The 24,797-nt window shown below is 68.1% G+C and carries 20 protein-coding genes; 7 read left to right on the top strand and 13 right to left on the bottom strand.

Annotation, left to right across the window (positions count from 1 at the left end):
• Positions 1–60: 60 nt before the first annotated feature.
• From ACWV8V_RS10100 to radC, 3 genes are all read right to left on the bottom strand, one after another.
• Positions 61–927 carry an SPOR domain-containing protein gene (locus ACWV8V_RS10100; RefSeq protein WP_455899648.1) on the bottom strand — a complete coding sequence of 289 codons (867 nt, stop codon included), beginning with the start codon at positions 925–927 and terminating at the stop codon, positions 61–63.
• Positions 928–945: 18 nt separating this feature from the next.
• A complete protein-coding gene (argS, locus tag ACWV8V_RS10095) occupies positions 946–2,634 on the bottom strand; it encodes an arginine--tRNA ligase (RefSeq protein ID WP_455899647.1) in 1,689 nt (562 codons plus the stop codon).
• Between the two features lie 101 nt (positions 2,635–2,735).
• A complete protein-coding gene (gene radC / locus ACWV8V_RS10090; protein ID WP_455899646.1) occupies positions 2,736–3,425 on the bottom strand; it encodes a RadC family protein in 690 nt (229 codons plus the stop codon).
• Positions 3,426–3,619: 194 nt separating this feature from the next.
• On the opposite strand from radC, the gene coaBC reads away from it, so the two are divergent.
• From coaBC to ACWV8V_RS10075, 3 genes are read left to right on the top strand one after another with little or no spacing between them, the layout of a single operon-like run.
• Positions 3,620–4,879 (top strand): bifunctional phosphopantothenoylcysteine decarboxylase/phosphopantothenate--cysteine ligase CoaBC, encoded by a 1,260-nt coding sequence (gene coaBC, locus ACWV8V_RS10085; protein ID WP_455899645.1) that lies wholly within the window; start codon positions 3,620–3,622, stop codon positions 4,877–4,879.
• Positions 4,876–5,349 (top strand): dUTP diphosphatase, encoded by a 474-nt coding sequence (dut, locus tag ACWV8V_RS10080; protein WP_046272982.1) that lies wholly within the window; start codon positions 4,876–4,878, stop codon positions 5,347–5,349. The genes coaBC and dut overlap by 4 nt, the downstream gene beginning before the upstream one ends.
• A gap of 12 nt (positions 5,350–5,361) precedes the next feature.
• Complete coding sequence (locus tag ACWV8V_RS10075) at positions 5,362–7,710, top strand: phosphomannomutase/phosphoglucomutase (protein ID WP_455899644.1); 2,349 nt, start codon at positions 5,362–5,364, stop codon at positions 7,708–7,710.
• A 30-nt stretch (positions 7,711–7,740) separates the two neighbouring features.
• On the opposite strand, the gene ACWV8V_RS10070 is transcribed toward ACWV8V_RS10075, so the two are convergent.
• The 8 genes from ACWV8V_RS10070 to pyrE all read right to left on the bottom strand — a co-directional run bounded on the left by ACWV8V_RS10070 (position 7,741) and on the right by pyrE (position 17,684).
• The gene (locus ACWV8V_RS10070) at positions 7,741–8,460 is read right to left on the bottom strand and encodes a response regulator transcription factor (protein ID WP_123731183.1); all 720 of its coding nucleotides are present in this window, start codon (positions 8,458–8,460) and stop codon (positions 7,741–7,743) included.
• On the bottom strand, positions 8,441–11,101 hold the full coding sequence (locus tag ACWV8V_RS10065) for an ATP-binding protein (protein WP_455899643.1): 2,661 nt from the start codon (positions 11,099–11,101) through the stop codon (positions 8,441–8,443). The genes ACWV8V_RS10070 and ACWV8V_RS10065 overlap by 20 nt, the downstream gene beginning before the upstream one ends.
• A gap of 37 nt (positions 11,102–11,138) precedes the next feature.
• Positions 11,139–11,801 (bottom strand): potassium-transporting ATPase subunit KdpC, encoded by a 663-nt coding sequence (gene kdpC / locus ACWV8V_RS10060; RefSeq protein WP_455899642.1) that lies wholly within the window; start codon positions 11,799–11,801, stop codon positions 11,139–11,141.
• On the bottom strand, positions 11,798–13,900 hold the full coding sequence (gene kdpB / locus ACWV8V_RS10055) for a potassium-transporting ATPase subunit KdpB (RefSeq protein WP_455899641.1): 2,103 nt from the start codon (positions 13,898–13,900) through the stop codon (positions 11,798–11,800). The genes kdpC and kdpB overlap by 4 nt, the downstream gene beginning before the upstream one ends.
• Before the next feature lie 11 nt (positions 13,901–13,911).
• On the bottom strand, positions 13,912–15,630 hold the full coding sequence (gene kdpA, locus ACWV8V_RS10050) for a potassium-transporting ATPase subunit KdpA (RefSeq protein ID WP_455899640.1): 1,719 nt from the start codon (positions 15,628–15,630) through the stop codon (positions 13,912–13,914).
• Positions 15,631–15,642: 12 nt separating this feature from the next.
• Entirely contained in the window at positions 15,643–15,735 is a 93-nt protein-coding gene (locus ACWV8V_RS10045) for a potassium-transporting ATPase subunit F (RefSeq protein WP_019183961.1), read from the bottom strand.
• A 608-nt stretch (positions 15,736–16,343) separates the two neighbouring features.
• Positions 16,344–17,006 (bottom strand): hypothetical protein, encoded by a 663-nt coding sequence (locus ACWV8V_RS10040; protein ID WP_259260454.1) that lies wholly within the window; start codon positions 17,004–17,006, stop codon positions 16,344–16,346.
• Between the two features lie 18 nt (positions 17,007–17,024).
• Positions 17,025–17,684, bottom strand: a complete 660-nt coding sequence (gene pyrE, locus ACWV8V_RS10035; protein ID WP_046272987.1) for an orotate phosphoribosyltransferase — start codon at positions 17,682–17,684, stop codon at positions 17,025–17,027.
• A 207-nt stretch (positions 17,685–17,891) separates the two neighbouring features.
• On the opposite strand from pyrE, the gene ACWV8V_RS10030 reads away from it, so the two are divergent.
• The 3 genes from ACWV8V_RS10030 (at position 17,892) to ACWV8V_RS10020 (ending at position 20,293) form a co-directional block, all read left to right on the top strand.
• Positions 17,892–18,692, top strand: a complete 801-nt coding sequence (locus tag ACWV8V_RS10030) for an exodeoxyribonuclease III (RefSeq protein ID WP_152152959.1) — start codon at positions 17,892–17,894, stop codon at positions 18,690–18,692.
• Entirely contained in the window at positions 18,689–19,984 is a 1,296-nt protein-coding gene (locus ACWV8V_RS10025) for an AmpG family muropeptide MFS transporter (RefSeq protein WP_152152854.1), read from the top strand. The genes ACWV8V_RS10030 and ACWV8V_RS10025 overlap by 4 nt, the downstream gene beginning before the upstream one ends.
• Positions 19,985–20,065: 81 nt before the next feature.
• Positions 20,066–20,293 carry a hypothetical protein gene (locus tag ACWV8V_RS10020; RefSeq protein ID WP_455899639.1) on the top strand — a complete coding sequence of 76 codons (228 nt, stop codon included), beginning with the start codon at positions 20,066–20,068 and terminating at the stop codon, positions 20,291–20,293.
• A 69-nt stretch (positions 20,294–20,362) separates the two neighbouring features.
• Here the strand turns inward: ACWV8V_RS10020 and ACWV8V_RS10015 are convergent, their stop codons facing one another.
• Positions 20,363–21,490, bottom strand: a complete 1,128-nt coding sequence (locus ACWV8V_RS10015; RefSeq protein ID WP_455899638.1) for an anhydro-N-acetylmuramic acid kinase — start codon at positions 21,488–21,490, stop codon at positions 20,363–20,365.
• 66 nt (positions 21,491–21,556) lie between these two features.
• Positions 21,557–23,020 (bottom strand): M23 family metallopeptidase, encoded by a 1,464-nt coding sequence (locus tag ACWV8V_RS10010; protein WP_259260450.1) that lies wholly within the window; start codon positions 23,018–23,020, stop codon positions 21,557–21,559.
• 168 nt (positions 23,021–23,188) lie between these two features.
• Here ACWV8V_RS10010 and tyrS point away from each other — a divergent pair, with 168 nt between their 5' ends.
• Positions 23,189–24,400 (top strand): tyrosine--tRNA ligase, encoded by a 1,212-nt coding sequence (gene tyrS, locus ACWV8V_RS10005; protein WP_259260449.1) that lies wholly within the window; start codon positions 23,189–23,191, stop codon positions 24,398–24,400.
• Positions 24,401–24,797: the final 397 nt, after the last annotated feature.

The following is a 24,797-nucleotide window of genomic DNA, read 5'->3' as shown; positions in this document are numbered from 1 at the left end:
TACCAGCAGGGGCCCGAGGTTTCGCGTAGCGCAACCTTGGGGTAGTCGCGCGGCGCGCGGCTACTGCGCCTTGATCGCCATCGCCTGCAGCCCGGTCCCATCCAGCTTCTGCTTGGCTTCGGCCAGCTCGCCCGCGCTGCCATACGGCCCCATGCGCACGCGGTACACCGTCTTGCCGTTGATCTGCGCCGATTCCACGCGCGCGGCCAGGCCGATCATGGCCAGCTTGGCCTTGGTCGCTTCGGCGTCGCCGGAGGCACCGAACGCACCGGCCTGCAGGATGTAACGCACGTTGCCTGCGGCCGGATCGGCGGCTGCAGCGGCAGCCGGCGCGGTGGCCGCAGGTGCATCCGGTTTCGGCGCGGTGGCCACCGTGGCCGGAGCTGATGCCGCCGGTGCCGGCGTGGCAGCCGGACGTTCATTCACCGGCGCCGGCAACGCAGCCGTACTGACCGGCGCAGGCGTGGTGGTCGCGGCGGTGCTGGTCGGCGCCGGTGCGGGCGGCAACGGACGGCCTTCCAGCGCCGCCTGCGCGCGCTGCGCATCGGCCTTGGCACGGCGCTGGTCTTCGGCGCGTGCGCTGGCCGCCAGCTCGGCATCGGACATTTCCACTTCCTTGCCGGGCAGCAGGGTGTAGAAGTCGTACTGCGTCGCCGCCGGCTTGGCCGGTTCGGCAGGCTTGGCAGCGCCGGGCTTGGGCAGCTCGGTGCCGACGTCGGTATCGGCGTCGCTCACCGGGGCCGGCTGGGCGTTCGGGTCCGGCTGCGGGCCGACCCGCAGGAAGCCATCACCGTCGTTCTTGAACAGCTTCGGTGCCGCCAGGAACACCACGGCCGCAATCGCCACACCCGCGACCAGCCACACCCATCCCGGGGTGCCCTGGTTGCTGTTGCGCCGTGCCTGGCTTTTGCCGCGTCGTGCTGCCATTTACTGCTTCTCCACTGCTTACATTTTTTCCGGGGCGGAAACGCCCAGGATGTTCAGACCATTGGCCAGGACCTGGCGCGCGGCGCAGGCCAGCGTCAGCTTGGCGTTGCGTTCGTTTTCGTCGGCCACCAGTACCTGCGTGCCGTGATACCACGTGTGGAAGGCGTGCGCCAATTCACGCAGGTACTGCGCGATCAGGTGCGGTTCCAGCGCCAGACCAGCCGCTTCGACGACTTCCGGGAAGCGCGACATTTCCACCATCAGCCACAGCGACGCCTCATCGCCGAGCGAGGACAGCCCGGTCAGACCTTCGGCCGGCGTGTAGCTCAGTTTCTTCTCCTGCGCCTGGCGCAGCAGGCTGCACACCCGGGCGTGCGCGTACTGCACGTAGAACACCGGATTGTCGTTGCTCTGCTGGCGGGCCAGATCGATATCGAAGGTCAGCTGCGAATCGGGTTTGCGCGCGATCAGGAACCAGCGGGTGGCATCGCGGCCGGCTTCTTCAATCAGATCGCGCAGGGTCAGGTAGCTGCCGGCCCGCTTGGAGAGCTTCACTTCCTCGCCGCCGCGCATCACCGTCACCATCTGGTGCAGCACGTATTCCGGCCAGCCCTTCGGGATGCCGACGTCCAGCGCCTGCAGACCGGCGCGCACACGCGCCAGCGAACCGTGGTGGTCAGCGCCCAGCTCGGTGATCGCGCGCTCGTAGCCGCGCTGCCACTTGCTCAGGTGATAGGCCACATCCGGCAGGAAGTAGGTATAGGTGCCGTCGGACTTGCGCATCACGCGGTCCTTGTCGTCACCGAAGTCGGTCGAGCGCAGCCACAGCGCGCCGCCTTCCTCATACGTATGGCCGGCCGCGTTGAGCTGGGCGACGGTCTCTTCAACCTTGCCGTCCTTGTACAGCGAGCTTTCCAGGAAGTAGATGTCGAAATCCACGCCGAACGCGGCCAGATCCTGGTTCTGCTCGTTGCGCAGGTAGGCCACCGCGAAGCGACGGATCGCATCGAGGTTGTCCGGGTCGCGCTCGCCGACCACCGAGTGGCCTTCCAGCTCCACCGTGGCGCCGGCCAGGTACGCCTTGGCCACATCCTCGATGTAATCGCCGCGATAGCCGGCTTCCGGCCAGCCGGCGTCGTCCGGCTTGAGGCCCTTCGCACGCGCCTGGGTGGACAGCGCCAGGTTCTCGATCTGCACGCCGGCGTCGTTGTAGTAGAACTCGCGCTTGGCGTTCCAGCCGTTCACTTCCAGCAGGCGCGCCAGGCAGTCACCGATCGCCGCCGCGCGACCGTGGCCGACATGCAGCGGACCGGTCGGGTTGGCCGACACGTATTCCACGCCCACGGTGCGGCCGTTGCCGCTCAGGTTGTGGCCGTAATCGGCGCCTTCCTTGAGCACGCTGGCCGCTTCGCGCTGGTAAGCGCTGGGGGCGAGGTGAAAATTGATGAAGCCCGGGCCGGCGATCTCGACGCGCAGCACATCGTTGCTCTTGGGCAGCGCATCGAGCAGCGCCTGGGCCAGGGCGCGCGGGTTGTTGCGCGCCGGCTTGGCCAGCAGCATCGCGGCATTGGTGGCGAAATCGCCGTGCTCACGGGTCTTCGGGCGTTCGACCACGAATTCCGGGGTCAGGGTATCGGCCGGCAGAGTGCCGTTGGCGCGCAAGGCTTCGATGCCTTGGCTGATCAGGGCGCGGAGGAGATTTTTCACAAGGCCTGCTTTGGGACTGGAGCGGCGGAATCGGCAATTTTAGCCCAGAAGCCACCCCGATCCATTGAACCGGGGCCTAGCGGGGCGCTTGGCGTGCCGGATCAGGGCGTTCCCGCGCCCATCCAGCCGCGCGCGGCCATCGATACCGGGGCTCCGTCGCCGATCACGACATGGTCGAGCAGGCGGATATCCACCAGGGCCAAGGCCTGCTGCAGCAGCACGGTGATCCGGCGGTCCTCCAGCGAGGGCTCGGCACTGCCGGAAGGGTGGTTGTGGCTGACGATCACCGCGGCCGCGTTGTGCAGCAGGGCGCGGCGGACCACTTCGCGCGGGTAGACCGCTGCAGCATCCACCGTGCCGCTGAACAGCTCCTCGCAGGCCAGTGTGCGGTGCTGGCTGTCGAGAAACAGCGCGGCGAACACCTCGTTGGGCCGGGCACGCAGCCGCTGCTTGAAATAGCGCCCGGCGGCGGCCGGGTCGCGCAGGCTCTCGCCGCGGGCCAGCTCGGCCGCCAGATGGCGATGCGCCAGCTCCAGCCCGGCCACCAGCTTGCAGCTGCGCGCCGGCCCAAGGCCGGGCAAGGCCGCCAACGCGGCTGCCGGCAGGTCGAGCAGGTTGCGCAGGGGGCCGTGGGCCTGCAGCAGGTCGCGGGCGGTTTCGACCGCGTCGCGGCCGCGCAGGCCCGACCCCAGGAAGATGGCCAGCAGCTCGGCATCGGACAGCGCGCCGGCGCCTTGGGCAAGCAGCTTTTCGCGGGGACGCTCGGCACTGGGCCAGTCTCGGATCGACATGGCGCCAGTCTCCCTCGATGCCGAGCGGGCCACCATCGGTGAACCGGGTGGCATCGTGTCGGTAAATGCAGGGCATCGTGCCAAGTCCGGCGGTTGCTTATGACGAAAATCTGGCTGCTTATGCCGCTGGCGCATCAGGCGGCTTACGGACCATCGGGTAAGCTAATCGCCTCGGTTCGACAGGAACACCCAAGGTGGCTGACTCCCCCCAGGCTTCTCCGGCGGCCGCGCGCCCGTTGGAAGGCCAGAAGCTGTTGTTGTGCGTTGGTGGCGGGATCGCTGCCTACAAGTCGCTGGAACTGGTGCGCCGCCTGCGCGATGCCGGGGCCCAGGTGCAGGTCGCGATGACCGCCGGGGCCCAGCAGTTCGTCACCCCGCTGAGCTTCCAGGCGCTGTCCGGCCAGCCGACCCGCACCACCCTGTGGGACAGCGCGGCCGAGCAGGCCATGGGCCACATCGAGCTGGCCCGCTGGGCCGATCGCATTGTGGTCGCGCCGGCCACGGCTGACCTGCTCGCGCGCCTGGCCAACGGCCACGCCGATGATCTGGTCACCACCCTGTGCCTGGCCACCACCGCGCCGCTGACCGTGTGCCCGGCGATGAACCATCGCATGTGGCTGCACCCGGCCACCCAGGCCAATATCGGCCTGCTGCGCGAGCGCGGGGCCCAGGTGATCGGGCCGGAAGACGGGCCGCTGGCCGAAGGCGAGTCCGGCCCCGGTCGGCTCACCGAACCGAACACGATCGTGGCCGCACTGGCCGGCCTGCACGCGCCGACCCCGGCCGAGCCGCCGGCGAGCAGTGAACTGAAGGGTCTGCGCGTGCTGATCAGCGCCGGCCCCACGTATGAAGACATCGATCCGGTGCGCTACGTCGGCAACCGCAGCAGCGGCAAGATGGGTTACGCCCTGGCCGCCGCCGCCGCCCGCCTGGGCGCGCAGGTGGTGCTGGTCAGTGGCCCGGTCCAGCTGGCCACGCCTGCGGGTGTGCAGCGCGTTGACGTGCGCTCGGCCGCGCAGATGCGCGAAGCGGTGCTCGGTGCGTTGCCGGCCGACATCTACATCGGTGCGGCCGCCGTGTCCGATTACACCCCGCGCCAGGTTGCCCCGCAGAAACTGAAGAAGACTGCCGACACCCAGAGCCTGACGCTGGAGCTGGTGCGCACCCCGGACATCCTGGCCGAGGTGGCCACGCAGACCAACGCGCTCAAGCTGGTGGTCGGCTTCGCCGCCGAGACCCACGATGTGGAGAAGTACGCGCGCGGCAAGCTGGTCGACAAGCGCCTGGACCTGGTGATCGCCAACCAGGTCGGGATCAGCACCGGCGGTTTCGAGAGCGATGAAAACGCGGCCACGGCCTACTGGCAGGGCGGCGAACAGGTGTTCCCCGGCACCTCCAAGGCCGTGTTGGCCGAACAACTGTTGTCCCTGATTGCCCAGAGGTTGCACGCATGACCATCGATTCCTCCCTGCAGCCGTTGCAGGTCAAGCTGCTCGACCCGCGTTTCGGCGACGAATGGCCGCTGCCGGCCTACGCCACCGAGCACAGCGCCGGCCTCGATCTGCGTGCTGCGCTGGAGACCGAACTCACGCTGCAGCCCGGCGACACCGCGCTGATCCCCAGCGGTATCGCCATCCATATCGCCGATCCGAACCTGGCGGCCGTGGTGTTGCCCCGCTCCGGCCTGGGCCATCGCCACGGCATCGTGCTGGGCAACGGCACCGGCCTGATCGACGCCGATTACCAGGGCCCGCTGCTGATCAGCGCCTGGAATCGCGGGCGCGAACCCTTCACCCTTCAGCCCGGCGACCGCATCGCCCAGCTGGTCGTGCTGCCGATTGCACGCGTGGCCCTTCAGGTAGTGGATACTTTCACCGACAGCGCCAGGGGAACGGGTGGATTCGGCCATACCGGGGTGCGCTGACAGGGGAGCGTCATGAGCAAGGCGAAGGCGGAAGGACGGCCGCGGTTGACCACAGGGCGCTCGGTGCCGCTGTTGGCCGTGCTGCTGGTGCTGTTGGCGATCTGGTTCGGGTGGAGCGGCGTGCGCCAATGGCGCCAGGCCGCCGTCGGTGACGCGCTGGAGCAGTCGCGCGACCGCATGGTCGAAGGCCTGCAGACGGCGCTGACGGGTCAGCTCGGCAAACTCGGCAAGGTGCTCAAGACCGAGCGCGTTGCCACTGCACTGGCCAGCGGAAATGCACAAGGTGCCGCTGTCGCCATCCGCGAAGGCTGGCCGGGCGTGGAAGACGTCCAGATCCTCACCGCCGATCTCGATGCGGCCTACGCCGATCCGAAGGCCTTCGGTTATTCGCGCCTGGCGCTGCTCGAGGCGGCCATCGCCGATGACAAGCCTGTCGGTCGCGTGGTGCGCGATGCGGGCGGCCAGCGCCTCGGCCTGGCCGCGGCGGTCGAGCTTGGCCCGCAGGGAGCGGCCGTCGTCTACGTGCGCCAGCCGCTGCTGCGCTTGACCGGCATATTCGACCAGGTCGCCGTGCCGGGGGATGGTTATCTCGCGCTGCGCCAGGGCAGCCATAACGTCGTCGAACAGGGCAGCCGCGGGCTGTCCGGTGGTGCGGAAGCACTGGCGCGCCCGATCGGCCGCAGCGGACTGCGCCTGTCGGCCGCGGTGCCGGACATCGAGCCGGGTCCCCTGGGACTGGGCGCGATCTCCAGTGCGATCGTGGCCGTGTTGCTGCTGTTGATTGCCGTGCTGCTGGTGCTGGGCAAAGGCAAGGTGCCGTTGCCGCGTCGCCGTGGTGCTGCCGACAGTGGTGCCGACGCCGGCCCCACCTTGAGTGAAAGTCTGGCCCAGGTACCGCTCGCGGTGGCCGCCGTCGAAAGCATCGACGAGACAGCAGCGACCTCGCCGCCGGCGTCCCTGCCGGGTGAGACCGTCGCGGCCGAGATCTTCCGCGCCTACGACATCCGCGGCATCGTCGGCCGCGAGCTGACCCCCAAGGTCGCCGCCCTGATCGGGCAGGCGATCGGTTCGGTGCTGCAGGTCCAAGGCCTGCGCGACATCGTGGTGGGCCGCGATGGTCGCCTCTCCGGCCCCGAGCTCACCGCCGGCCTGATCGAAGGCCTGCGCCGCGCCGGCTGCAACGTCACCGATATCGGCCTGGCGCCGACCCCGGTGGTGTACTTCGCCAGCTACCACCTGCGCGCGGGCAGCTGCGTGGCGGTGACCGGCAGCCACAACCCGCCGGACTACAACGGCTTCAAGATCGTGGTCGGCGGCGAAACGCTGTCCGGCGATGCGATCACCGAGCTGTACCACCGCATCCGCGATGGCCAACTGCACGTGGCACCCGAGCCGGGCAGCTTCCAGACCCGCGAGGTCAACGCCGATTACATCCAGCGCATCGCCGATGACGTGCAGCTGGATCGCCCGCTCAAGGTGGTCGCCGACGCGGGCAATGGTGTCGCCGGCGAGCTCGCCCAGCCGCTGCTGGAAGCGATCGGTGCCGAGGTCATTCCGCTGTACTGCGATGTGGACGGTACCTTCCCGAACCACCATCCGGACCCGAGCGACCCGCACAATCTGGAAGACCTGATCCAGACCGTGAAGCGCTTCGATGCGGATATCGGCCTGGCCTTCGACGGCGACGGCGACCGTCTCGGCGTGGTCACCCGCGAAGGCAGGATCATCTACGCCGATCGCCTGCTGATGCTGTTCGCCGCCGATGTGCTGATGCGCAACCCGGGCGCGCTGGTGATCTACGACGTGAAGTGCAGCGGCAAGCTCTCCGATTACGTGCTGCGCAACGGTGGCAGCCCGCTGATGTGGAAGACCGGCCATTCGCTGATGAAGGCGAAGATGCGCGAAACCGACGCCGAGCTGGCGGGCGAGATGAGCGGACACTTCTTCTTCAAGGAACGCTGGTTCGGCTTCGACGATGGCCTGTACGCCGCCGCGCGCCTGCTGGAGATCCTGGCCCAGCGCGAAGAGAGCCCCTCGGAGGTGTTGGACGAACTGCCCGACAGCGTCTCCACCCCGGAGCTGAAGGTGCCGGTGGGGGCGGGCACTCCGCACGCGCTGGTGTCGTTGTTCGTGTCCTCGGTGCAGGTGGAGGAGTCGCCGTTCGCCGGCGCACGCCTGTCCACCATCGACGGCCTGCGTGCCGATTTCCCCGATGGCTGGGGCCTGGTGCGCGCGTCCAACACCACCCCGGTGCTGGTGCTGCGTTTCGAGGCCGATGACGAGGCGGCGCTGGAGCGCATCAAGGCCCTGTTCCGCGCGCAGCTCCAGCCGCTGCTGCCCGGTGTGGACCTGGGCTTCTGATCTGGACGGGTACCGACCAACGGTCGGTACCTACCCCTTGAACCGCAGCCCCACGCCCGGCTCGGTGAACAGATAGCGCGAATCCAGCGCCGAATCGCCCAGCTTGTGGCGCAGCTTGCCGACCAGAATCCGCAGGTAATGTGTGTCGTGCTGATGCGTCGGCCCCCAGATCTCCTGCAGGATCTGCGGCTGGGTCACCACCCGGCCGGCATTGCGCAGCAGCAGCGACAACAGCGCGTACTCCTTGCGCGTCAGCGCCACCGGCGTACCGTCCAGATGTACTTCGCGCCGTACCAGGTCGATATGCAGGTGCCCGTCATCGAACTGCGGCAGCACGCCCTCGCTGGAGACCGTGCGCGAGCGCAGCAGCGCCCGTACGCGCGCCATCAGCTCCTGCGTGCCGAACGGCTTGGTCACGTAGTCGTTGGCGCCGGCGTCCAGGGCCCGCACCTTCTCGGTCTCGCTCGCGCGCACGGTCAACATGATCACCGGCACCTGGCTCCACTGGCGCAGCTCGCCCAGCACGTCATGGCCTTCCATGTCCGGCAGGCCGATATCCAGGATCACAAGATCCGCGCCTTCGCCGACCAGCGCTTCCAGCCCGGCCTGGCCGGTCGCGGCCTGGGACACGCGGTAGCCCTGCGCGCGCAGGCTGATCTCCAGGAAGCGCCGGATCTGCGCTTCATCGTCGATCACCAGCACGCGCGCCGGGGGCACGCCGTGGGAAGCCTCAGGAATCATCGGTGTCATCGGCAGGGTGGGGGTGCAGCAGGGGCAACGTGATGCGGATCAGGGTACCGCGTCCGTCGCGGCCGGGCAGCGCCTGCACGCTGCCGCCATGCGCGCCGATCATGCCCTGGCAGATGGTCAGGCCCAGGCCGGTGCCATGCCGGCCACGATCGCCGCGCTCCACGCTGTAGAACATATCGAAGATGCGCGCGCGCTCGTCGTCGGGAATGCCCGGGCCGGCATCGAGCACGTCGATGCGCAGCTCACCTTCGACCAGCCGCGCCTGCACCTCCACCACCGCACCAGGCGGAGAGAACTTGGCCGCGTTCTCCATCACGTTGAATACGGCCTGCTCGACCAGTGCCGGATGCACCCAGATCGGCGCCAGTTCAGCGGGAATATCCAGCTTCAGCCGCACATCCGGCTGATAGCGCTGCAGGCGCCGCGCGGCCGAACCGACCAGCTCGTCCACGCCGATCCAGTCGCGGTTGATCTGCAGCCCGTCATGGCCGAGCCGGGTCATGTCCAGCAGGTTCTGGATGTAGCGGTCCAGGCGCTCGCCTTCGACCAGGATGGTATCGAGCAGGGCGCGGCGGTCGCTGGCATCCATTGCATCGGCGTAGCTGGAGAGGCTGTCGGCCGAGCCGATCATCGCCGCCAGCGGCGAGCGCAGGTCATGCGACACCGAGGACAGCAACGCCGAGCGCAGCCGCTCGGTCTCGTTGCTCACGTGCGCCTTCTCCAGATCCGCCACCAGCTGGGTGCGCAGCGCGGCCTGGGCGATGTCGTCCACCATCGCCTCGGCCAGCTGGCGCTGCTCCGGCGTCAGCCGCGGCGCCTCGCGCGGGAAGCGCATGCCGGCCACGCCGATCGCCCGGTCGTCGCCGTCCAGCAGCGGCAGGAACCACCAGCCCGCGCCGGCCAGCGTATCGGTGAAGCGCCCGCTGGGCTGCCCGTGCCGGTGCGCCCAGTCGGCCGCGGCCAGATCCGTATCGCCCGGCGCGGCGCTGCCACTGGCGCTGGTGTACTGGCCGATGCGCAGCCACGCCGGCGCATCCATCGCCTGTTCCAGCGCCTCGCGGCCGGCCTGCGCCACCTGCTCGTTGCTGGGCGCACTGGCCAGTTGCCGGCCAAGCACTTGGCGCGCATGCGCGTGCCGGTTGGCCGCGCGCAAGGCCACCACCTGCATGCGCAGGCGCGAGGCCAATCGCCCTGCCACCAGGGCGGCGGCCAGGAACAGGAAGACCGTGATCACGCCCTGGCGCGCGCTGATCGCGAAGGTGAAGCGCGGCGCGATGAAGAAGAAGTTGTAGGCCAGGAAACACAGCGCGGCGGCGATCACCGCTGCACTGGTGCGGCTGCGCGCGGCGACCATCACCACCGCCACGATGAACACCATCGACAGGTCGTACAGCCCGATCCAGCGTTCGGCGATCAGCGCCACCAGGCAGGCAATGGCCGTAGCGCCGAGCGCCAGCAGCGCATCCTTGCCGGCACTGCGGCTGGGTATCGACAGCCCGGACCGGCGCGCCCGCGCGCGCGCCTGTGGCGTACCGATGATGGTGATCTCGAAATGCGCACCGCGCCGGATCAGCTGCTGGGTCAGCGTGCGGTTGAGCATGCGCGCCAGCGGGCGCTCGCGCGTGCGGCCGAGCACCAGCGTGGAGACACCGTTGTGTGCGGCATGGTCAAGCAGTGCATCGGCGATGCTGGAGCCATGCAGCAGCTCCGCTTCACCGCCGAGGCGGCGGGCGAGGGCGAACGCCGCATCGATCTCGCGCCGGGTCTGCTCGTCATGCGCGCGCGCCTGCACCGTCACCACCGTCCACGGCGCATCGCGCCGCTCGGCGATGCGCCGGCCGACCCGCACCAGGTACTCACTCTGGCCGCCGCCATCGATCGCCACCAGCACCCGCCGGCGCAGCGGCAGGTTGCCTTCGCCGCGCGCGGCACGGGTCTCGCGCAGGCTGCTGTCCACGCGGTCGGCGGCTTCCTGCATCGCCAATTCGCGCAGCGCGGTCAGGTTGGCCGGCGAGAAGAACGCCTGCAGCGCCTGCGCGGCCTGCTCCGGCACATAGACCTTGCCCTGCTGCAGGCGCTCGATCAGCTCGCGCGGCGGCAGGTCCACCAGCACGATGTCGTGCAGGCGGTCGAGCACCGCATCGGGCACGGTCTCGCTGACCCGCACCCCGGTGATCCGCATGACCACGTCGTTGAGGCTTTCCAGATGCTGGATGTTGACCGTGGTCCACACGTCGATGCCGGCATCCAGCAGCTCCATCACGTCCTGCCAGCGCCGCTCGTGGCGGCTGCCGGGCACGTTGCGATGCGCCAGTTCGTCCACCAGCACCAGCGCCGGGCGACGCGCCAGCACCGCGTCCAGGTCCATTTCGTCCAGTGCGTGCTGTTGATACTCGCGCTGCAGCAACGGCACCTGCGGCAGGCCCGCCAGCAGCGCCGAGGTCTCGGCGCGGCCGTGGGTTTCCACCAGCCCGATCACCACGTCCACGCCGCGGCGCAGCTGCTCGTGTGCGCGGGTGAGCATGCTGAAGGTCTTGCCCACGCCGGGGGCCGCACCCAGGAACACGGTGAGTTTGCCGCCAGCTTCGCGCTGCAGGCTGTCGACCAGGGCATCGGCCTGGCGGGTACGGGAGTCGCTCATGGGCGGGGATTGTGCGCCCAGGACAATGCGCAGCGCATCAAGGCATGCCGTGCAGCCGGGCCGTGCCCTGCTGCGCGTCGAGAGCAACGTTCAACGTCATCACGTTCACCCGCGGCTGGCCGAACACACCCCATTGCGGGCCCCGGGTACTGGCCTGCACCAACGCGGCGACGCGCTCCACCGGCAGGCCACGGCTGCGCGCCACCCGGGCGATCTGCACCTGCGCGGCGGCCGGGGAGATCTCCGGATCCATTCCGGCGCCGGACTGGGTCACCAGATCGCCGGGCACCTGCGCAGCGGGTACGCCCTCGCGTGTGGCGACCGCAGAGATGGCGGCCTGCACGCGCTCGCGCAGCGCCGGATTGCTGCGCGCCATGTTGCTGCCGGCCGCCGCCATCGGGTCATAGTTGGCCGCGGACGGCCGCGCCTGGAAGTAGCCATCGCCGACGAACGGCTGGGCGATCAACTGCGAGCCGCGCACCTGCCCATCGCGGATCAGCAGGCTGCCATCGGCCTGCGCCGGAAACAGCAGCCGGCTCACGCTGGTGGTGGCCACGGCATAGGCAAGCCCGAGCAGCAGCAGGCTGCTCACGCCGAGCACGAGGGCCGGGCGCCAGGCGCTGTCCTGTTGCAGCTGGGTGGAGGTGGCAGCGCGGCTGCGCGCCGAACGGGGAGCGGACGTAGCAAGCGAGCGGTTCATGCGCCGAATACCGAGACAAGGAAGAGGTCGATCACTTTGATGGCCGCAAACGGCAGCAGTACGCCACCCAGGCCGTACACCAGCATGTTCCGGCGCAGCAGTGCCGTCGCCGTGGCCGGGCGGAAGCGCACACCGCGCAACGCCAGCGGGATCAGCGCCGGGATCACCAGGGCGTTGAAGATCAGTGCCGCCAGCACTGCATTGCGCGGGCTGGACAGGTGCATCACGTTCAACGCCGCCATCGCCGGCAGGGTGGAGGCGAACAGCGCCGGCAGGATCGCGAAATACTTGGAGACATCGTTGGCCAGCGAGAAGGTGGTCAGCGCACCGCGCGTGATCAGCTGCTGCTTGCCCACTTCCACCACCGCCAGCAGCTTGGCCGGATCCGAATCCAGATCGACCATGTTCCCGGCCTCCTTGGCCGCCTGCGTACCGGAGTTCATGGCCAGCCCGATGTCGGCCTGGGCCAGTGCCGGTGCATCGTTGGTACCGTCGCCAACCATCGCCACCAGCCGCCCACCGGCCTGCTCGGCACGGATGCGGGCCAGCTTGTCTTCGGGGCGGGCTTCGGCGATGTAATCGTCCACGCCGGCCTCGGCCGCGATGGCGGCAGCGGTCAGCGGGTTGTCGCCGGTGATCATCACCGTGCGGATGCCCATCGCGCGCAGCTGCGCGAACTTCTCGCGCATGCCGTGCTTGACCACGTCCGACAGCTCGATCACGCCCAGCACATGGCGGCCTTCGCACACCACCAGCGGGGTGGCACCATTGCGCGCCACCTGCTCCACGCGGCCGGGCAGCTCCGACGGCACCGTGCCGCCCAGCTCACGCACATACGCGGTGATCGCATCGGATGCGCCCTTGCGGATGCGGCGCCCGCCGTCCAGATCCACACCGGACATGCGGGTCTGCGCACTGAAGGCCAGATAAGTTGGAACCCCGCACATGGATGTGCGGTTTTCCGCGGTTGGATCCGCGTATTGATCGTGGTCCGGCTCGGCGGTGGTGCAGCCCTGCTCACGCGCCAGCCGCACCACCGACTTGCCTTCCGGGGTCGGGTCGGCCAGCGAGGACAGCAGCGCCGCTTCGCGCAGCTGGCTGGCGTCGATACCGGCAAGGGCATGGAAATGCGTGGCCTGGCGGTCGCCGTAGGTGATGGTGCCGGTCTTGTCGAGCAGCAGCACGTCTACATCGCCAGCCACTTCCACCGCCTTGCCGGACTTGGCCAGCACGTTGGCGGCCAGCGCACGGTTCATGCCGGCGATGCCGATCGCCGGCAGCAGGCCGCCGATGGTGGTGGGGATCAAACACACCAGCAGCGCGATCAGCAGCAGCGGATCGACCTGCACGCCAACGAACGCCCCGATCGCCGGCAGCGTCGCCACCACCACCAGGAAGGTCAGCGTCATCGCCGCCAGCAGCAGGGTCAGGGCGACCTCGTTCGGGGTCTTCTGGCGGTTGGCGCCTTCCACCAGCGCGATCATCCGGTCCAGGAAGCTGTGGCCCGGCTCGGCGGTGATGCGCACGATGATCTGGTCGGAAAGCACCTTGGTACCGCCGATCACACCACTGCGGTCGGTACCGGCCTCGCGCAGCACGGGGGCCGATTCACCGGTCACCGCCGCTTCGTTGATCGTGGCCAGGCCCTGCACGATCTCGCCATCGGCCGGGATCAACTCACCGGCACTGACAATCACATGATCGCCCGGGCGCAGTTCGGCCGCCGGGACCTGGGTCTCGCTGGCCCCGGCATGCGCGGCGGCCAGCCGGCGCGCACTGAGGTCCTGGCGGGCCCGCCGCAGCGAGGCGGCCTGGCCACGACCACGTGCTTCGGCAACGGCCTCGGCGAAGTTGCCGAACAGCACGGTCAGCAGCAGGATCGCGGTGACCGCCAGGCCGAAGCCCAGCGGCGCATTGCCGGTCAGCGTCACCAGCGCGCTGACCACCGTGCCGACCATCACCACGGCCATCACCGGGCTGTGCAGCAGATGCCGCGGCGAGAGCTTGATCACGGCATCGCGCAGGGCACGGCGCCAGCCGGCACCATCCAGCAGGCGCTGGCGGCGGTGGGAAGAAACGTTCAACGGATACGTACTCATGGGAGGCGGTCTCAGTGCAGCGTCAGCGACAGGTGGTCGGCCACCGGGCCAAGGACCAGCGCCGGCATGAACTGCAATACGGTGAGGATGACGATCAGCGCGATCAGGGTCAGCGCGAAGGTCGGGGTTTCGATCTGCAGCGTGCCGGCCGATTCCGGCGCCCGCCGCTTGGCCGCCAGCTGCGCGGCCACGATCAACGGGATCACCAGCACCGGATAGCGGCCCAGCAGCAGCACCAGGGTGCAGCTCAGGTTCCACCACACCGTGGCATCGCCGAGGCCCTCAAAGCCCGAGCCGTTGTTGGCGAACGCCGAGGTGTACTCGTAGAACACCTGGCTGATGCCGTGGAAGCCGGGGTTGGAGGTGCCGGTGATCGACGGGATCGCCAAGGTCAGCGCGGTGAAGCCCAGGATGGTGATCGGCTGCAGCAGCACCAGCAGCGCGAGCAGGCGCACCTGCGGCGTTTCCAGTTTGCGGCCGAACAGTTCCGGGGTACGGCCGGTCATCAGGCCGGCCAGGAATACGCCCAGCATCAGGTACACGATGAACTGCTGCAGGCCGCAGCCGATGCCGCCCCAGATCGCGTTGACCAGCATGTTGACCATCGGCACGGCACCGGCCAGCGGGCTGAGCGAGTCATGCATGCCGTTGACCGAACCATTCGACACCTGGGTGGTGATCGCGGCCCACAACCCCGTGCCATCGGCACCGAAGCGCACTTCCTTGCCCTCCATCAGCAGCGGGCTGGCGGCGGTGGCCGAGTGACCCTCCAGCCACACGGTGGCGGCGATCGACACGCTGGACATCGCCAGCATGCAGCCGAACACCAGCCCGGCCAGGCGCTTGCGCCCGGTGAACGCGCCGAGCATGAAGATCACCGCGATCGGAATCAGCAGGATGCCGATCAGTTCCAGCGCGTTGGACAGCGGGGTCGGGTTCTCCAGCGGCATCGCGCTGTTGGGGCCATACCAGCCACCGCCATTGGTGCCCAGCTGCTTGGCCGCGACCATCGCCGCGACCGGCCCGAGCGGAATCTTCTGTGTGTCCATCCCGGCCGCGGCATCGATCGGCGTGGCCTGCGGACCCCCGGCGAGCGTGGCGGGCACGCCCTGACTGGTCAGCAGCACCGCCCACAGCAGGCACAGCGGCAGCATGAAGCGCACGCACGCGCGCACCACATCGGCGTAGTAGTTGCCCACATCGACACGGCGGTCCGCACTGAGCAGCGCGGCCTGGTCGGCCGGCACGTCCTCAGGGCGCGCGCTGAACAGCGCACGCAGGGTGGCCACCACCAGCGCCAGGCCCATCATCGGCGTCACCACCTGCAGGCCGGTGATCGCGGTCATCTGCGCGAAGTAGGACAGCTGCGCCTGGCCGGAATAGTGCTGCTGGTTGGTGTTGGTCAGGAACGACACCATCGTGTGCAGCGCGGTGTCCCAGCGCAGGTTGGGAATCTGGTCGGGATTGAACGGCAGCCAGGCCTGGGTCATGAAGACCGCCTGTACCAGCACCGCGATCACCACGTTGCTGAGCAGGAAGGCGCCCACGTAGCCACGCCAGGACATGCCGCGCGCCGGGTTGACCCCGAGCAGCCGGTACAGCGGTTTTTCAATCCACCCGAACAGCGCGTCGCCGCGCATCGGGCCACCGCGCATCACCCGGGCCAGGTACAGCCCCAGCGGAAAGGCCAGCACGATGCTGGTCAGCAGGATCAACAGGATCTCGGTCATGGTCGGCTCCGGTCAGAAGGTTTCGGGCCGAAGCACGACGTACAGCAGGTAGGCGGCGGCAACGAGCACCAGTACGCCGCACAGCAGGGAAAGCCAGGCAGACATGGTCGTGGCCTCAAACGCGGGAAAGGGAGCGCGCGGTGCACGGGGCACCGGCGGGGAAGACAGGCAGATACAGGCGCATGGGACGTCCAGGTGGAACCACTCCACGTCAGGCGCTCATGGTCTGCCTGCCCGGCATAAACGCTCCACGTCCGAAACCGGCGCCCCGCGTAAAAAGTGCATAAAAAGGTGCATCCCTGCCGCGAGCGTTACGCCCCGCAGCGACCGGCAGGCCCCTCGGCAAATGTCCCCCGGCCGCCGCCTGACGGCGACAGCCTCCTCCTTGATTTTGCCCAGGGACCTACCGGCCGCTACGGAGCTCAGCGTGCAGTAGGCCGAAGGCACACCAGAGCTTGCCCTGGGGCGCCAGTAGTCTGGATACGCGGGTCGCGATGCCCTTGTGGGCGAAATCAAGGAGGAGGGGACGGCCACAGGCCGGCGCCGGGGGACATTCGCCGGCAAGGGCATCGCGGCCCGCCGCCCGACCAACCCACCGCCCCCGCGTCCGCAACAGTTCACAGCAAGCTTCATGCCCGCGATGCGGAGCGTAGAAAAACCAAAAAGGCGACCAAAAAGGCCGCCTTCGTTTCAACGCAATCGCACATCCACCCTTACCCGCGCGGATCGCTCCCCACACCCTTCAACAACCGATAGCGCTGCAGCGTGCTCTCGATCTCCACATCCAGCGCCCGGCGCTGCTGCTCGAACGAGGCCTGCATGCGCCGCTGCGCCACCAGCTCGGCATGCCGCTCACGGATGCGCTCGGCCTGCTTGTCCGGCACCGGCTGCCCATCCAGCTCGCGGTTGCCCGCGCTGGCCAGCAGCGTGACCAGCGCATCACGCACGCTGGCCACGTTGTAACTGGCGGTATGGATGTTGTTGTCCAGGATCCCGCTGCGCTCGGCGAACACCCGGCGCAGGTCGTCCTCGTTCTCGTACGTGGCCAGCATGGCCTGCTCGGTGCGCTGGCGGGTCTGCTCGGCCGCCAGGTCCAGGCGCTGCTGCGCGGCCTGCGCAGCAGCGTCGGCGCGTTCCTCGTCGGTCAACGCGCGCTGTACTTCGCCACTGCGCATGCCGCTGCGCAGGTTGAACTCCTCGCGCGCGCTGTTCACCGCCTCCTGGGGCAGGGCATCACTGCAGATCCGCTCGCTGCCCTTGTTCCAGCAGTACAGCTTCTTCGGCGTCGCATCGGCCGTGCGCTTCTGCGCCTGGGCAGGCAACAGCGGCACGGCCAGCAACAGGCCGACAACGGTGAACGTGGCAAACCTGGACATGGTGAAAGCCCCCTGCTCTCAACGCGTAGGACGGCTGCCGTAGCGGGAACGATAGTCCTCCAGCGGCTGCCGGTAACCGACAAGTTCCGGATTTCCGGAGGCAAAATCAAGCAGGTCGGCCAGCGTGGCCACGGCGACCACCGGAATCCCGGCTTCTTCGGCCACGGCCTGGGCTGCCGAACGGCGGTCGGTTTCCGAGGCGATCTCCTGACGGTCCAGTGCGACCACGATGCCGGCCGGGGTGCCACCGGCGCCCTTGATGATCGCCAGCGCTTCGCGGATCGCGGTGCCGGCGGTGATCACGTCATCCACGATCAGCACGCGCTTACCGTTCATGTCAGCGCCGATCAGGTTGCCGCCTTCGCCGTGGTCCTTGGCTTCCTTGCGATTGAACGACAGCGGCAGGTCGCGGCCGCGCTGGGCGAATTCACAGGCGGTCGCGGTGGCCAGCGGAATGCCTTTGTAGGCCGGGCCGAACACGACATCGAACTTCAGCCCGGTCGCTTCCACGGCATCGGCGTAGCAGGCCGCCAGCTGGGACATGCGCGCGCCGGAATCAAACCGGCCGGCATTGAAAAAGTAGGGGCTCAGACGGCCGGACTTCAGGGTGAACTGGCCGAAACGCAGGGCATCGGCGGTCAGGGCCAGTTGCAGGAAACGGTGGCGATGGTCGCTCATCAAGACTCAATTCAATTCATTTGGAGCGCAAATCCTAATGCATGCCCGCACTTTTCCGCTCGCCGGCCCCTGCGGCCCGGTGTCGCACAGGGCGGCGAGACGACCCGCAAAGGCCCCGGCGCGCGGCAATCGCGTCCGTTTCCAGCCAGCCCCTGCAACGGCCGAAACGGTATGCTCTTGCGGGTATCGTTCCAGACCCGGGTCAGCATGCGCATCATCAGTTTCAACGCCAATGGCATCCGTTCCGCCGCCACCAAGGGCTTCCTCGAGTGGTTCCGCGCCCAGGACGCCGACGTCCTGTGCATCCAGGAAACCAAGGCCCAGGAAGACCAGCTGACCGACCCGATGTTCCGCCCGGACGGCCACCACTGCTTCTACCGCGACGCCATCACCAAGAAGGGCTACAGCGGCGTGGCGATCTACAGCAAGCGCGAGCCGGACCAGGTGATCACCTCGCTGGGCTGGGCCCCGTTCGACGATGAAGGGCGCTACATCGAGGCCCGCTACGGCAACCTCAGCGTGGTCTCCTTCTATATCCCCTCGGGCAGCTCGGGCGATCTGCGCCAGGGCTTCAAGTACGAAGTGATGGAGTGGCTGCGCCCGATCCTGGCCGGCTGGCTGGCCAGTGGTCGCGACTACGTGCTGTGCGGCGACTGGAACATCGTGCGGTCCGCGCTGGACATCAAGAACTGGAAATCCAACCAGAAGAACTCCGGCTGCCTGCCGCCCGAGCGCGACTGGCTCAACGGCCAGTGCGTGGACGCCGACCAGGCGCTGGATATCGCCGCCGGCCAAGGCTGGACGGATGCGTACCGCCTGCTGCACCCGCAGGGTGAGGACTACACCTGGTGGAGCAACCGTGGCCAGGCGCGCGCCAACAATGTCGGCTGGCGCATCGATTACCAGTTTGTTAGCCCGGGCCTGCGCGAGCGCCTGCGCAGCTGCTCGGTCTATCGCGATGAGCGCTTCTCCGACCATGCGCCGTTCACGGTGGACTACGCCCCATGAGTGAAGCGGTCGAGCCGATGTCCTACAAGGGCTGGGCGGGGATCAAGCGTGCCTTCGGTACGCCCTCGGCGCTGACGATGGCCTTCCTGGGCTTCGGCAGCGGCCTGCCGTTCCTGCTGATCGCCTCGCAGACCCTGTCCACCCGGCTGCGTGATGTCGGCCTGGACCTGGGCAGCATCGGGTTGATCAGCCTGGCCAGCTTCTTCTATCTGATGAAGTTCGTCTGGGCGCCGTTGATCGACCGCTACGCGTTCCCGCTGATCGGCTTCCTGGGCCGGCGCCGTTCCTGGCTGCTGGCCTCGCAGATCGCGGTCACCGGCGGGTTGTTCGCGCTGGCCTTCGTCCGCCCCGAACTCGGCGTCACCCCACTGGTCCTGTGGGTGCTGGTGGCTTCGTTCGCCGGCGCCACCCAGGATTCGGTGGTCGATGCCTACCGCATCGAGATCGCACCGGAGAGCGCCCAGGCGGCACTCGCCGCGACCTACACGCTGGGCTATCGCATCGGCCTGATCCTGGCCGGCGCGGGCGCGTTGTACCTGGCCCAGTTCGAGAGCTGGATCGTGGCGTACCTGGCCATGGCCGCCTTGATGATCCTGCCGATCATCACCACGCTGCTGTGCCGCGAGCCGGAGCAGCCTGAGGTGCGCATCCAGCGCCGGATCGATTTCTTTGGTGCGTTCTGGCAGCCGATCGCCAGCTTCTTCAGCACCAACGGTGTGGTGCTGGCGCTGGTGCTGCTGGCCTTCGTCGGGCTCTACAAGTTCCCGGATCAGGTGATCGGGGTGATGGCCGGTCCGTTCTATCTGGATTCGGGCTTCACCAAGGCCGATATCGCCACCGTCTCCAAGCTGTTCGGGGTGTGGATGGGCATCGGCGGTGCCTTCCTCGGCGGCATCGCGGTGGCCGCGTTCGGCTTCCGCCGCATGCTGCTGGTCGCCGCGCTGGGCGTGGCGCTGTCCAACCTGGCGTTCCTGCTGATGGCGCACAACCCGGGCCAGCTGTGGGCGTTCTACGCGGCGCTGAGTGCGGACAACCTGTTCCAGGGCTTTGCCGGCACGGTGCTGGTCGCCTTCATGTCCTCGCTGACCGACCGCAACTTCACCGCCACCCAGTACGCGCTGCTGGTCTCGCTGGCCAACCTGCCGGGCAAGTTCGTCGGCGGCGTCTCCGGTTACATCGTGGAGGCGAGCTCCTACAGCACCTTCTTCATCCTCAGCGCCACCACGGTCATCCCGACCCTGCTGCTGCTGATCTGGCTGTGGCCACGGATCCGGGATCGCAGCACGGCCTGAGTGGTTTGCGTGCCGGCAGGGCCTGATGGATCATGCCGGCACAACGGCCGCGGGGATGGCGGCGCGCCAACGGGGAGAACGATGGCTGATCTACTGCTGCGGGAGGTGGACCCGCTGTTGCTGGAACGTATCCGCCGGATCGCGGTCGCGCGTGGCTGGACCCGCGAGGAGACCTGCGTGGCGCTGCTGGAACAAGGCCTGTTCGCCAGCGAACTGGAGGTCCGCAGCGGCTTCCACGATCCCGAGGTCGACGCGCTGGCCGATGCCATCGCCGCCCTGCAGGCGTTGCCGGACGCGCAAGGGATGTAACGGCCCGCCAGTGCTGCCCGGCGCAGGCGTGATCACGGTGCACCCCGCGGCGCCCGGCACCACGCCACCTCAGGCGCGATGGATCGCCCCCAGAATCCGGGGTCCGCGCGCACCACTCACGCTCGGCAGATTGCCCGGCAACCCGGCCAGCGTGCGCTGCGCCAACCAGGCGAAGCCCATCGCCTCCAGATAATCCGGATCCAGCCCGTGCACCGCGGTGGATTCGATCACCACGCCCGGCAGCCGCGCACGCAGGCGCCGCAGCAGCTGCGGATTGCGCACGCCACCGCCGCACACCAGCACCCGCTTCGCGCCCGGCAGGTGCGCCAGCAGCGCATCGGCCACGGTGGCGGCGGTCAGTTCCAGCAAGGTCGCCTGCACATCCGCGCCGGACACCTGTCCCTCGCCCAGCTGCGCCTGCGCCCAGTCCAGGTGGAACTGCTCGCGCCCGGTGCTCTTCGGCGGCGGCAGCGCGAACCACGGATCGGCCAGCCAGCGCGCCAGCAGCGCGGCATCCACCTGGCCACTGGCCGCGAACGCGCCGTCGGCATCGAACGGTTCGCCGCGATGGCGCTGGCACCAGGCATCCATCAGCGCATTGGCCGGGCCGGTATCGAAGCCGCGCGGTGTGCCCTCGCGCGGGATCAGGGTGAGATTGCCGATGCCGCCCAGGTTGAGCACGGCGCGGTCTTCATCGCTGTCGCCCAGCATCGCCAGGTGGAAGGCCGGCATCAGCGGCGCGCCATGCCCGCCAGCGGCGACATCGCGGCGACGGAAATCGGCCACGGTGGTGATGCCGGTCAGTTCGGCGATGCGGTTGGCATCGCCGATCTGCATCGTGAAGGCGGGGTCGGCCAGCGGCCGATGGCGCACGGTCTGCCCATGCGAGCCGATCGCCTGCACCTGGGTGCGGTCGATGCGCGCGCTGTCCAGCAGGCGGTTGGCGGCCGCGGCGAACGTGATCCCGACCTGGGCATCAAGGTGGCCCAGTGCATCAAGCGAGGTGATGGTGCCGCCTTCTCCCAGTGCGATCAGCTCGGCGCGGATCGCCGGATCCCAGTCGTGGGTCAGGCCTTGGACAAAGCGGCAGCCGCCCTCGGCGGGGAACTGCACCAGCGCGGCATCGATGCCGTCGGCGCTGGTGCCGGACATCAGGCCCAGGTAGAGCGGGGTGGTGGGATCAACAGCAGAGGTCATGGCCAGGCGGTCCAACGGGTTGCGTGCAGCTTCCGCGCAACCCGTTGCCGCCGTCAATCGCAGCGATCAGCCGCGGTTGGATTTGACCGGCTTGCCGGCCTTCGCCGTGGCCGTATCGGCGGCCTTGGCATCCGGTGCCGGGCTGGCATCGGCGTAGATCAGCTTCTCCATGCCCTGGATGCGGGCCAACGCCGGGGCGGTCTGCGCCCGGAAGGCAGCCAGCTCGGCGCCCTGCAGCGGCTCCGGCGGCGGCATCGTCACCGACAGCGGATTGCGGTGCACGCCGTTGACGCGGAATTCGTAGTGCAGGTGCGGGCCGGTCGCCAGGCCGGTCGAGCCGACATAGCCGATCACCGTGCCCTGCGCCACGCGCTGGCCGGTCTTGATCTTGCCGAAGCGCGACATGTGCCCGTACAGCGTGGTGTGGCCGCGGCCATGATCCAGGATCACCACGTTGCCGTAACCGCGCTGGGTCCCGGCGAACTGCACGCGGGCATCGCCGGCGGCCATGATCGGGGTGCCGGTGCGCGCGGCGTAGTCCACGCCCTTGTGCATGCGCATCTTGCCCAGCACCGGGTGCTTGCGCGCGCCGAAGCTCGAGCTCAAGCGCGCGAACTGGATCGGCATGCGGATGAAGCTCTTCTTCAGCGGCCGGCCGCTGGCATCGAAATACTCCGATTTGCCGTTGCGGTCGAAGCGGAAGCCGCTGTAGGTCTTGCCGCCCGAGCTGAAGGTCGCCGCGAGGATCTTGCTGGTGTCCACCTTCTCGCCTTCGCGCCAGGTTTCATCCAGCACCACGCTGAAACGGTCGCCCGGCTGCAGGTCCTTGGAGAAGTCGATGTCGTACTTGAAGATCTCGTCGGTCATCGTCGCGATCGCCGAGGGCGACAACCCGGCCTTGCGCGCGGCGGCATACAGCGAGCTGGTGATCTCGCCACTGGCGACCACGCGGCGGGTCGAGCTCTCGCGCTTGCTCACCGTTTCGGTGATCTTGTCGCCGGCCAGGGACAGCTCCACGCGGTTGTCGGCATCGCGGTCGAAGCGGATCGTGCGCAGCTCACCGGACAGCGGCAGGTCGAAGGCGATCTCCGCACCCGGGCGCAGCTTGGTCAGCGATTCGCGCACACCGGGGTGCTCCAGCACCTGGTGCATCACCGTGGCCGGGATGCCGGCCTGGTCGAACAGATTGCTCAGGGTCTGGCCGCGCTGCACGCGCAGCACCTGCCAGCTGTCGCCCGGGGTCTGCTGCTGGCGTTCCAGCGACAGCGGGGGCAACGGCAGGGCCAGGGTCGAATGGCTGACCGAGTAGGGCGAGTCGATGGTGTGCGAGAAGCCGGGGACGATCGTGGCCACCAGGGCGCCGATGGTGGCGAACAGGCTGGCGTGCATCCAGTGGCGGCGGGTCCAGCGCTGATTGAAGGCCGCAGGAAGATGCTGTTTGAGCTTCCGATGGAGGGCGGTGTCGTGGAGGACGTGGAGACGTTCCTTGAAGCGCTGCTTGCGCGCGCGGCCTTGATCGGAATTGAGCATCGTCGGTCTGTTCCTGGCTGGCCCGGGAGCGCGGGCCCAAACGTCGGTAACATAGACAGGTATAAATACCGCGTCAAACCCTTGTGCCTATTGGCTTTTGTGAAGCACCTGCGGTTAACTTGTACTTAACGTCATTCATATAAATAAGGCATTGCCGGGAGTTGTCACGTGTCCTCGATTGAAGAAGCCATTGCCCTGATCGGGCGAGGCGCCGATGAGATCCTCAAATCCGACGAACTGCGCCAGCGTCTGGAAAGCGGCCGTCCGCTGCGGGTCAAGGCCGGCTTCGACCCCACCGCGCCGGACCTGCACCTGGGCCACACCGTGCTGCTGAACAAGCTGCGCCAGTTCCAGGACCTCGGCCACCAGGTGATCTTCCTGATTGGCGACTTCACCGGGATGATCGGCGACCCCTCGGGCAAGAACGTCACCCGCAAGCCGCTCACCAAGGAAGACGTGCTGGCCAATGCGCGTACCTATGAAGACCAGGTCTTCAAGGTGCTGGACCGCGAGAAGACCGAAGTGCGCTTCAATTCGGAGTGGTTCGGCAAGATGGCCGCCGCTGACATGATCCGCCTGGCCGGCCAGCACACCGTGGCGCGCATGCTCGAGCGCGACGACTTCGCCAAGCGCTATGCCGCCCAGCAGTCCATTGCCCTGCATGAGTTCCTGTATCCGCTGGTGCAGGGTTACGACTCGGTCGCCCTGGAAGCGGACGTCGAACTGGGCGGTACCGACCAGAAGTTCAACCTGCTGATGGGCCGCGGCCTGCAGGAGCACTACGGGCAGAAGCCGCAGATCGTGCTGACCATGCCGCTGCTGGAAGGCCTGGACGGCGTGGCCAAGATGTCCAAGTCGCTCAACAACTATATTGGTATCAGCGAACCGGCCATCGACATCGTCACCAAGACCATGAAGATCGGCGACGACCTGATGTGGCGCTGGATCGAGCTGCTCTCCTTTGATATCAGCCAGGCCGAGGCCAAGGCCCTGCGTGAGCAGGTCGAGGCGGGCGGGTTGAACCCGCGCGAGGTGAAGCTGCGCCTGGCCCGTGAGCTGACCACCCGCTTCCATGATGCGGCGGCGGCCGAACAGGCCATCGCCGGTTGGAATGCCGCGGTGACCGGGCAGGGCGATGTGACCCTGCTGCCGCTGCAGGAAGTGACCATTCCGGCCGAAGGCCTGCGTATCGGTGCCCTGCTGACGGCTGCAGGCCTCACCCCGAGCAACTCCGAAGCCTCCCGCAAGCTCAAAGAGCGTGCGGTGAAGGTGGATGGCGAGGTGGTGGAGGATGCCCAGCAGGTGTTCGTGCCCGGTTTTGAAGGCCTGCTGCAGGTCGGCAAGCGCACCTTCGCACGCGTGTTGCTGGTCGCGGCCTAAGTGGCACAAGGGGTTCGGGCGATCCGGACCCCTTCCAGCATGAATGTGGGCGAGACGACGTGAAAAAATGTCGTCTACCCCCTTCACAAACGACCCGGATAGGGACATACTTTCCCTCCCCCGACGCAGGGGCCACCGCAAGGCGGCAACCGCGAAGGAACAGGACTTCAACTGCTTCGAAAGAAGGTGTTGACGGAAACGAAAAGCCTGACATAATAGGCGGCTCGCAACGACGAAAGCCTCTGAGGCGAACGACGAAGCGGCATCGGCAACAACGGTTCACTTCGGTGAAGCGGCCTTGAAAAAAGGTGTTGACGAAGCAGATAAGCCGGTCTATAATGGGCGGCTCGCAACGACGGAAACGTCGGGGCACACGGAGGAAGGCGCTGAGGCCGAC

The sequence above is a fragment of the Stenotrophomonas sp. Ker107b genome (assembly GCF_053847245.1).
The sequence above is the reverse complement of the archived record's forward strand: the minus strand, read 5'-3'. Positions and strand labels throughout refer to the sequence as shown.

Excerpts from the sequence above, each read along its gene's own strand:
- ACWV8V_RS10040 (WP_259260454.1), bottom strand. The coding sequence starts at position 17,006 with ATGTCCAGGTTTGCCACGTTCACCGTTGTCGGCCTGTTGCTGGCCGTG.
- ACWV8V_RS10100 (WP_455899648.1), bottom strand. The coding sequence starts at position 927 with ATGGCAGCACGACGCGGCAAAAGCCAGGCACGGCGCAACAGCAACCAG.
- ACWV8V_RS10030 (WP_152152959.1), top strand. The coding sequence starts at position 17,892 with ATGCGCATCATCAGTTTCAACGCCAATGGCATCCGTTCCGCCGCCACC.
- kdpC (WP_455899642.1), bottom strand. The coding sequence starts at position 11,801 with ATGAACCGCTCGCTTGCTACGTCCGCTCCCCGTTCGGCGCGCAGCCGC.
- ACWV8V_RS10075 (WP_455899644.1), top strand. The coding sequence starts at position 5,362 with ATGAGCAAGGCGAAGGCGGAAGGACGGCCGCGGTTGACCACAGGGCGC.
- ACWV8V_RS10045 (WP_019183961.1), bottom strand. The coding sequence starts at position 15,735 with ATGTCTGCCTGGCTTTCCCTGCTGTGCGGCGTACTGGTGCTCGTTGCC.
- ACWV8V_RS10010 (WP_259260450.1), bottom strand. The coding sequence starts at position 23,020 with ATGCTCAATTCCGATCAAGGCCGCGCGCGCAAGCAGCGCTTCAAGGAA.
- radC (WP_455899646.1), bottom strand. The coding sequence starts at position 3,425 with ATGTCGATCCGAGACTGGCCCAGTGCCGAGCGTCCCCGCGAAAAGCTG.
- ACWV8V_RS10020 (WP_455899639.1), top strand. The coding sequence starts at position 20,066 with ATGGCTGATCTACTGCTGCGGGAGGTGGACCCGCTGTTGCTGGAACGT.
- dut (WP_046272982.1), top strand. The coding sequence starts at position 4,876 with ATGACCATCGATTCCTCCCTGCAGCCGTTGCAGGTCAAGCTGCTCGAC.
- ACWV8V_RS10025 (WP_152152854.1), top strand. The coding sequence starts at position 18,689 with ATGAGTGAAGCGGTCGAGCCGATGTCCTACAAGGGCTGGGCGGGGATC.
- kdpB (WP_455899641.1), bottom strand. The coding sequence starts at position 13,900 with ATGAGTACGTATCCGTTGAACGTTTCTTCCCACCGCCGCCAGCGCCTG.
- ACWV8V_RS10065 (WP_455899643.1), bottom strand. The coding sequence starts at position 11,101 with ATGAGCGACTCCCGTACCCGCCAGGCCGATGCCCTGGTCGACAGCCTG.
- ACWV8V_RS10015 (WP_455899638.1), bottom strand. The coding sequence starts at position 21,490 with ATGACCTCTGCTGTTGATCCCACCACCCCGCTCTACCTGGGCCTGATG.
- kdpA (WP_455899640.1), bottom strand. The coding sequence starts at position 15,630 with ATGACCGAGATCCTGTTGATCCTGCTGACCAGCATCGTGCTGGCCTTT.
- ACWV8V_RS10070 (WP_123731183.1), bottom strand. The coding sequence starts at position 8,460 with ATGACACCGATGATTCCTGAGGCTTCCCACGGCGTGCCCCCGGCGCGC.
- pyrE (WP_046272987.1), bottom strand. The coding sequence starts at position 17,684 with ATGAGCGACCATCGCCACCGTTTCCTGCAACTGGCCCTGACCGCCGAT.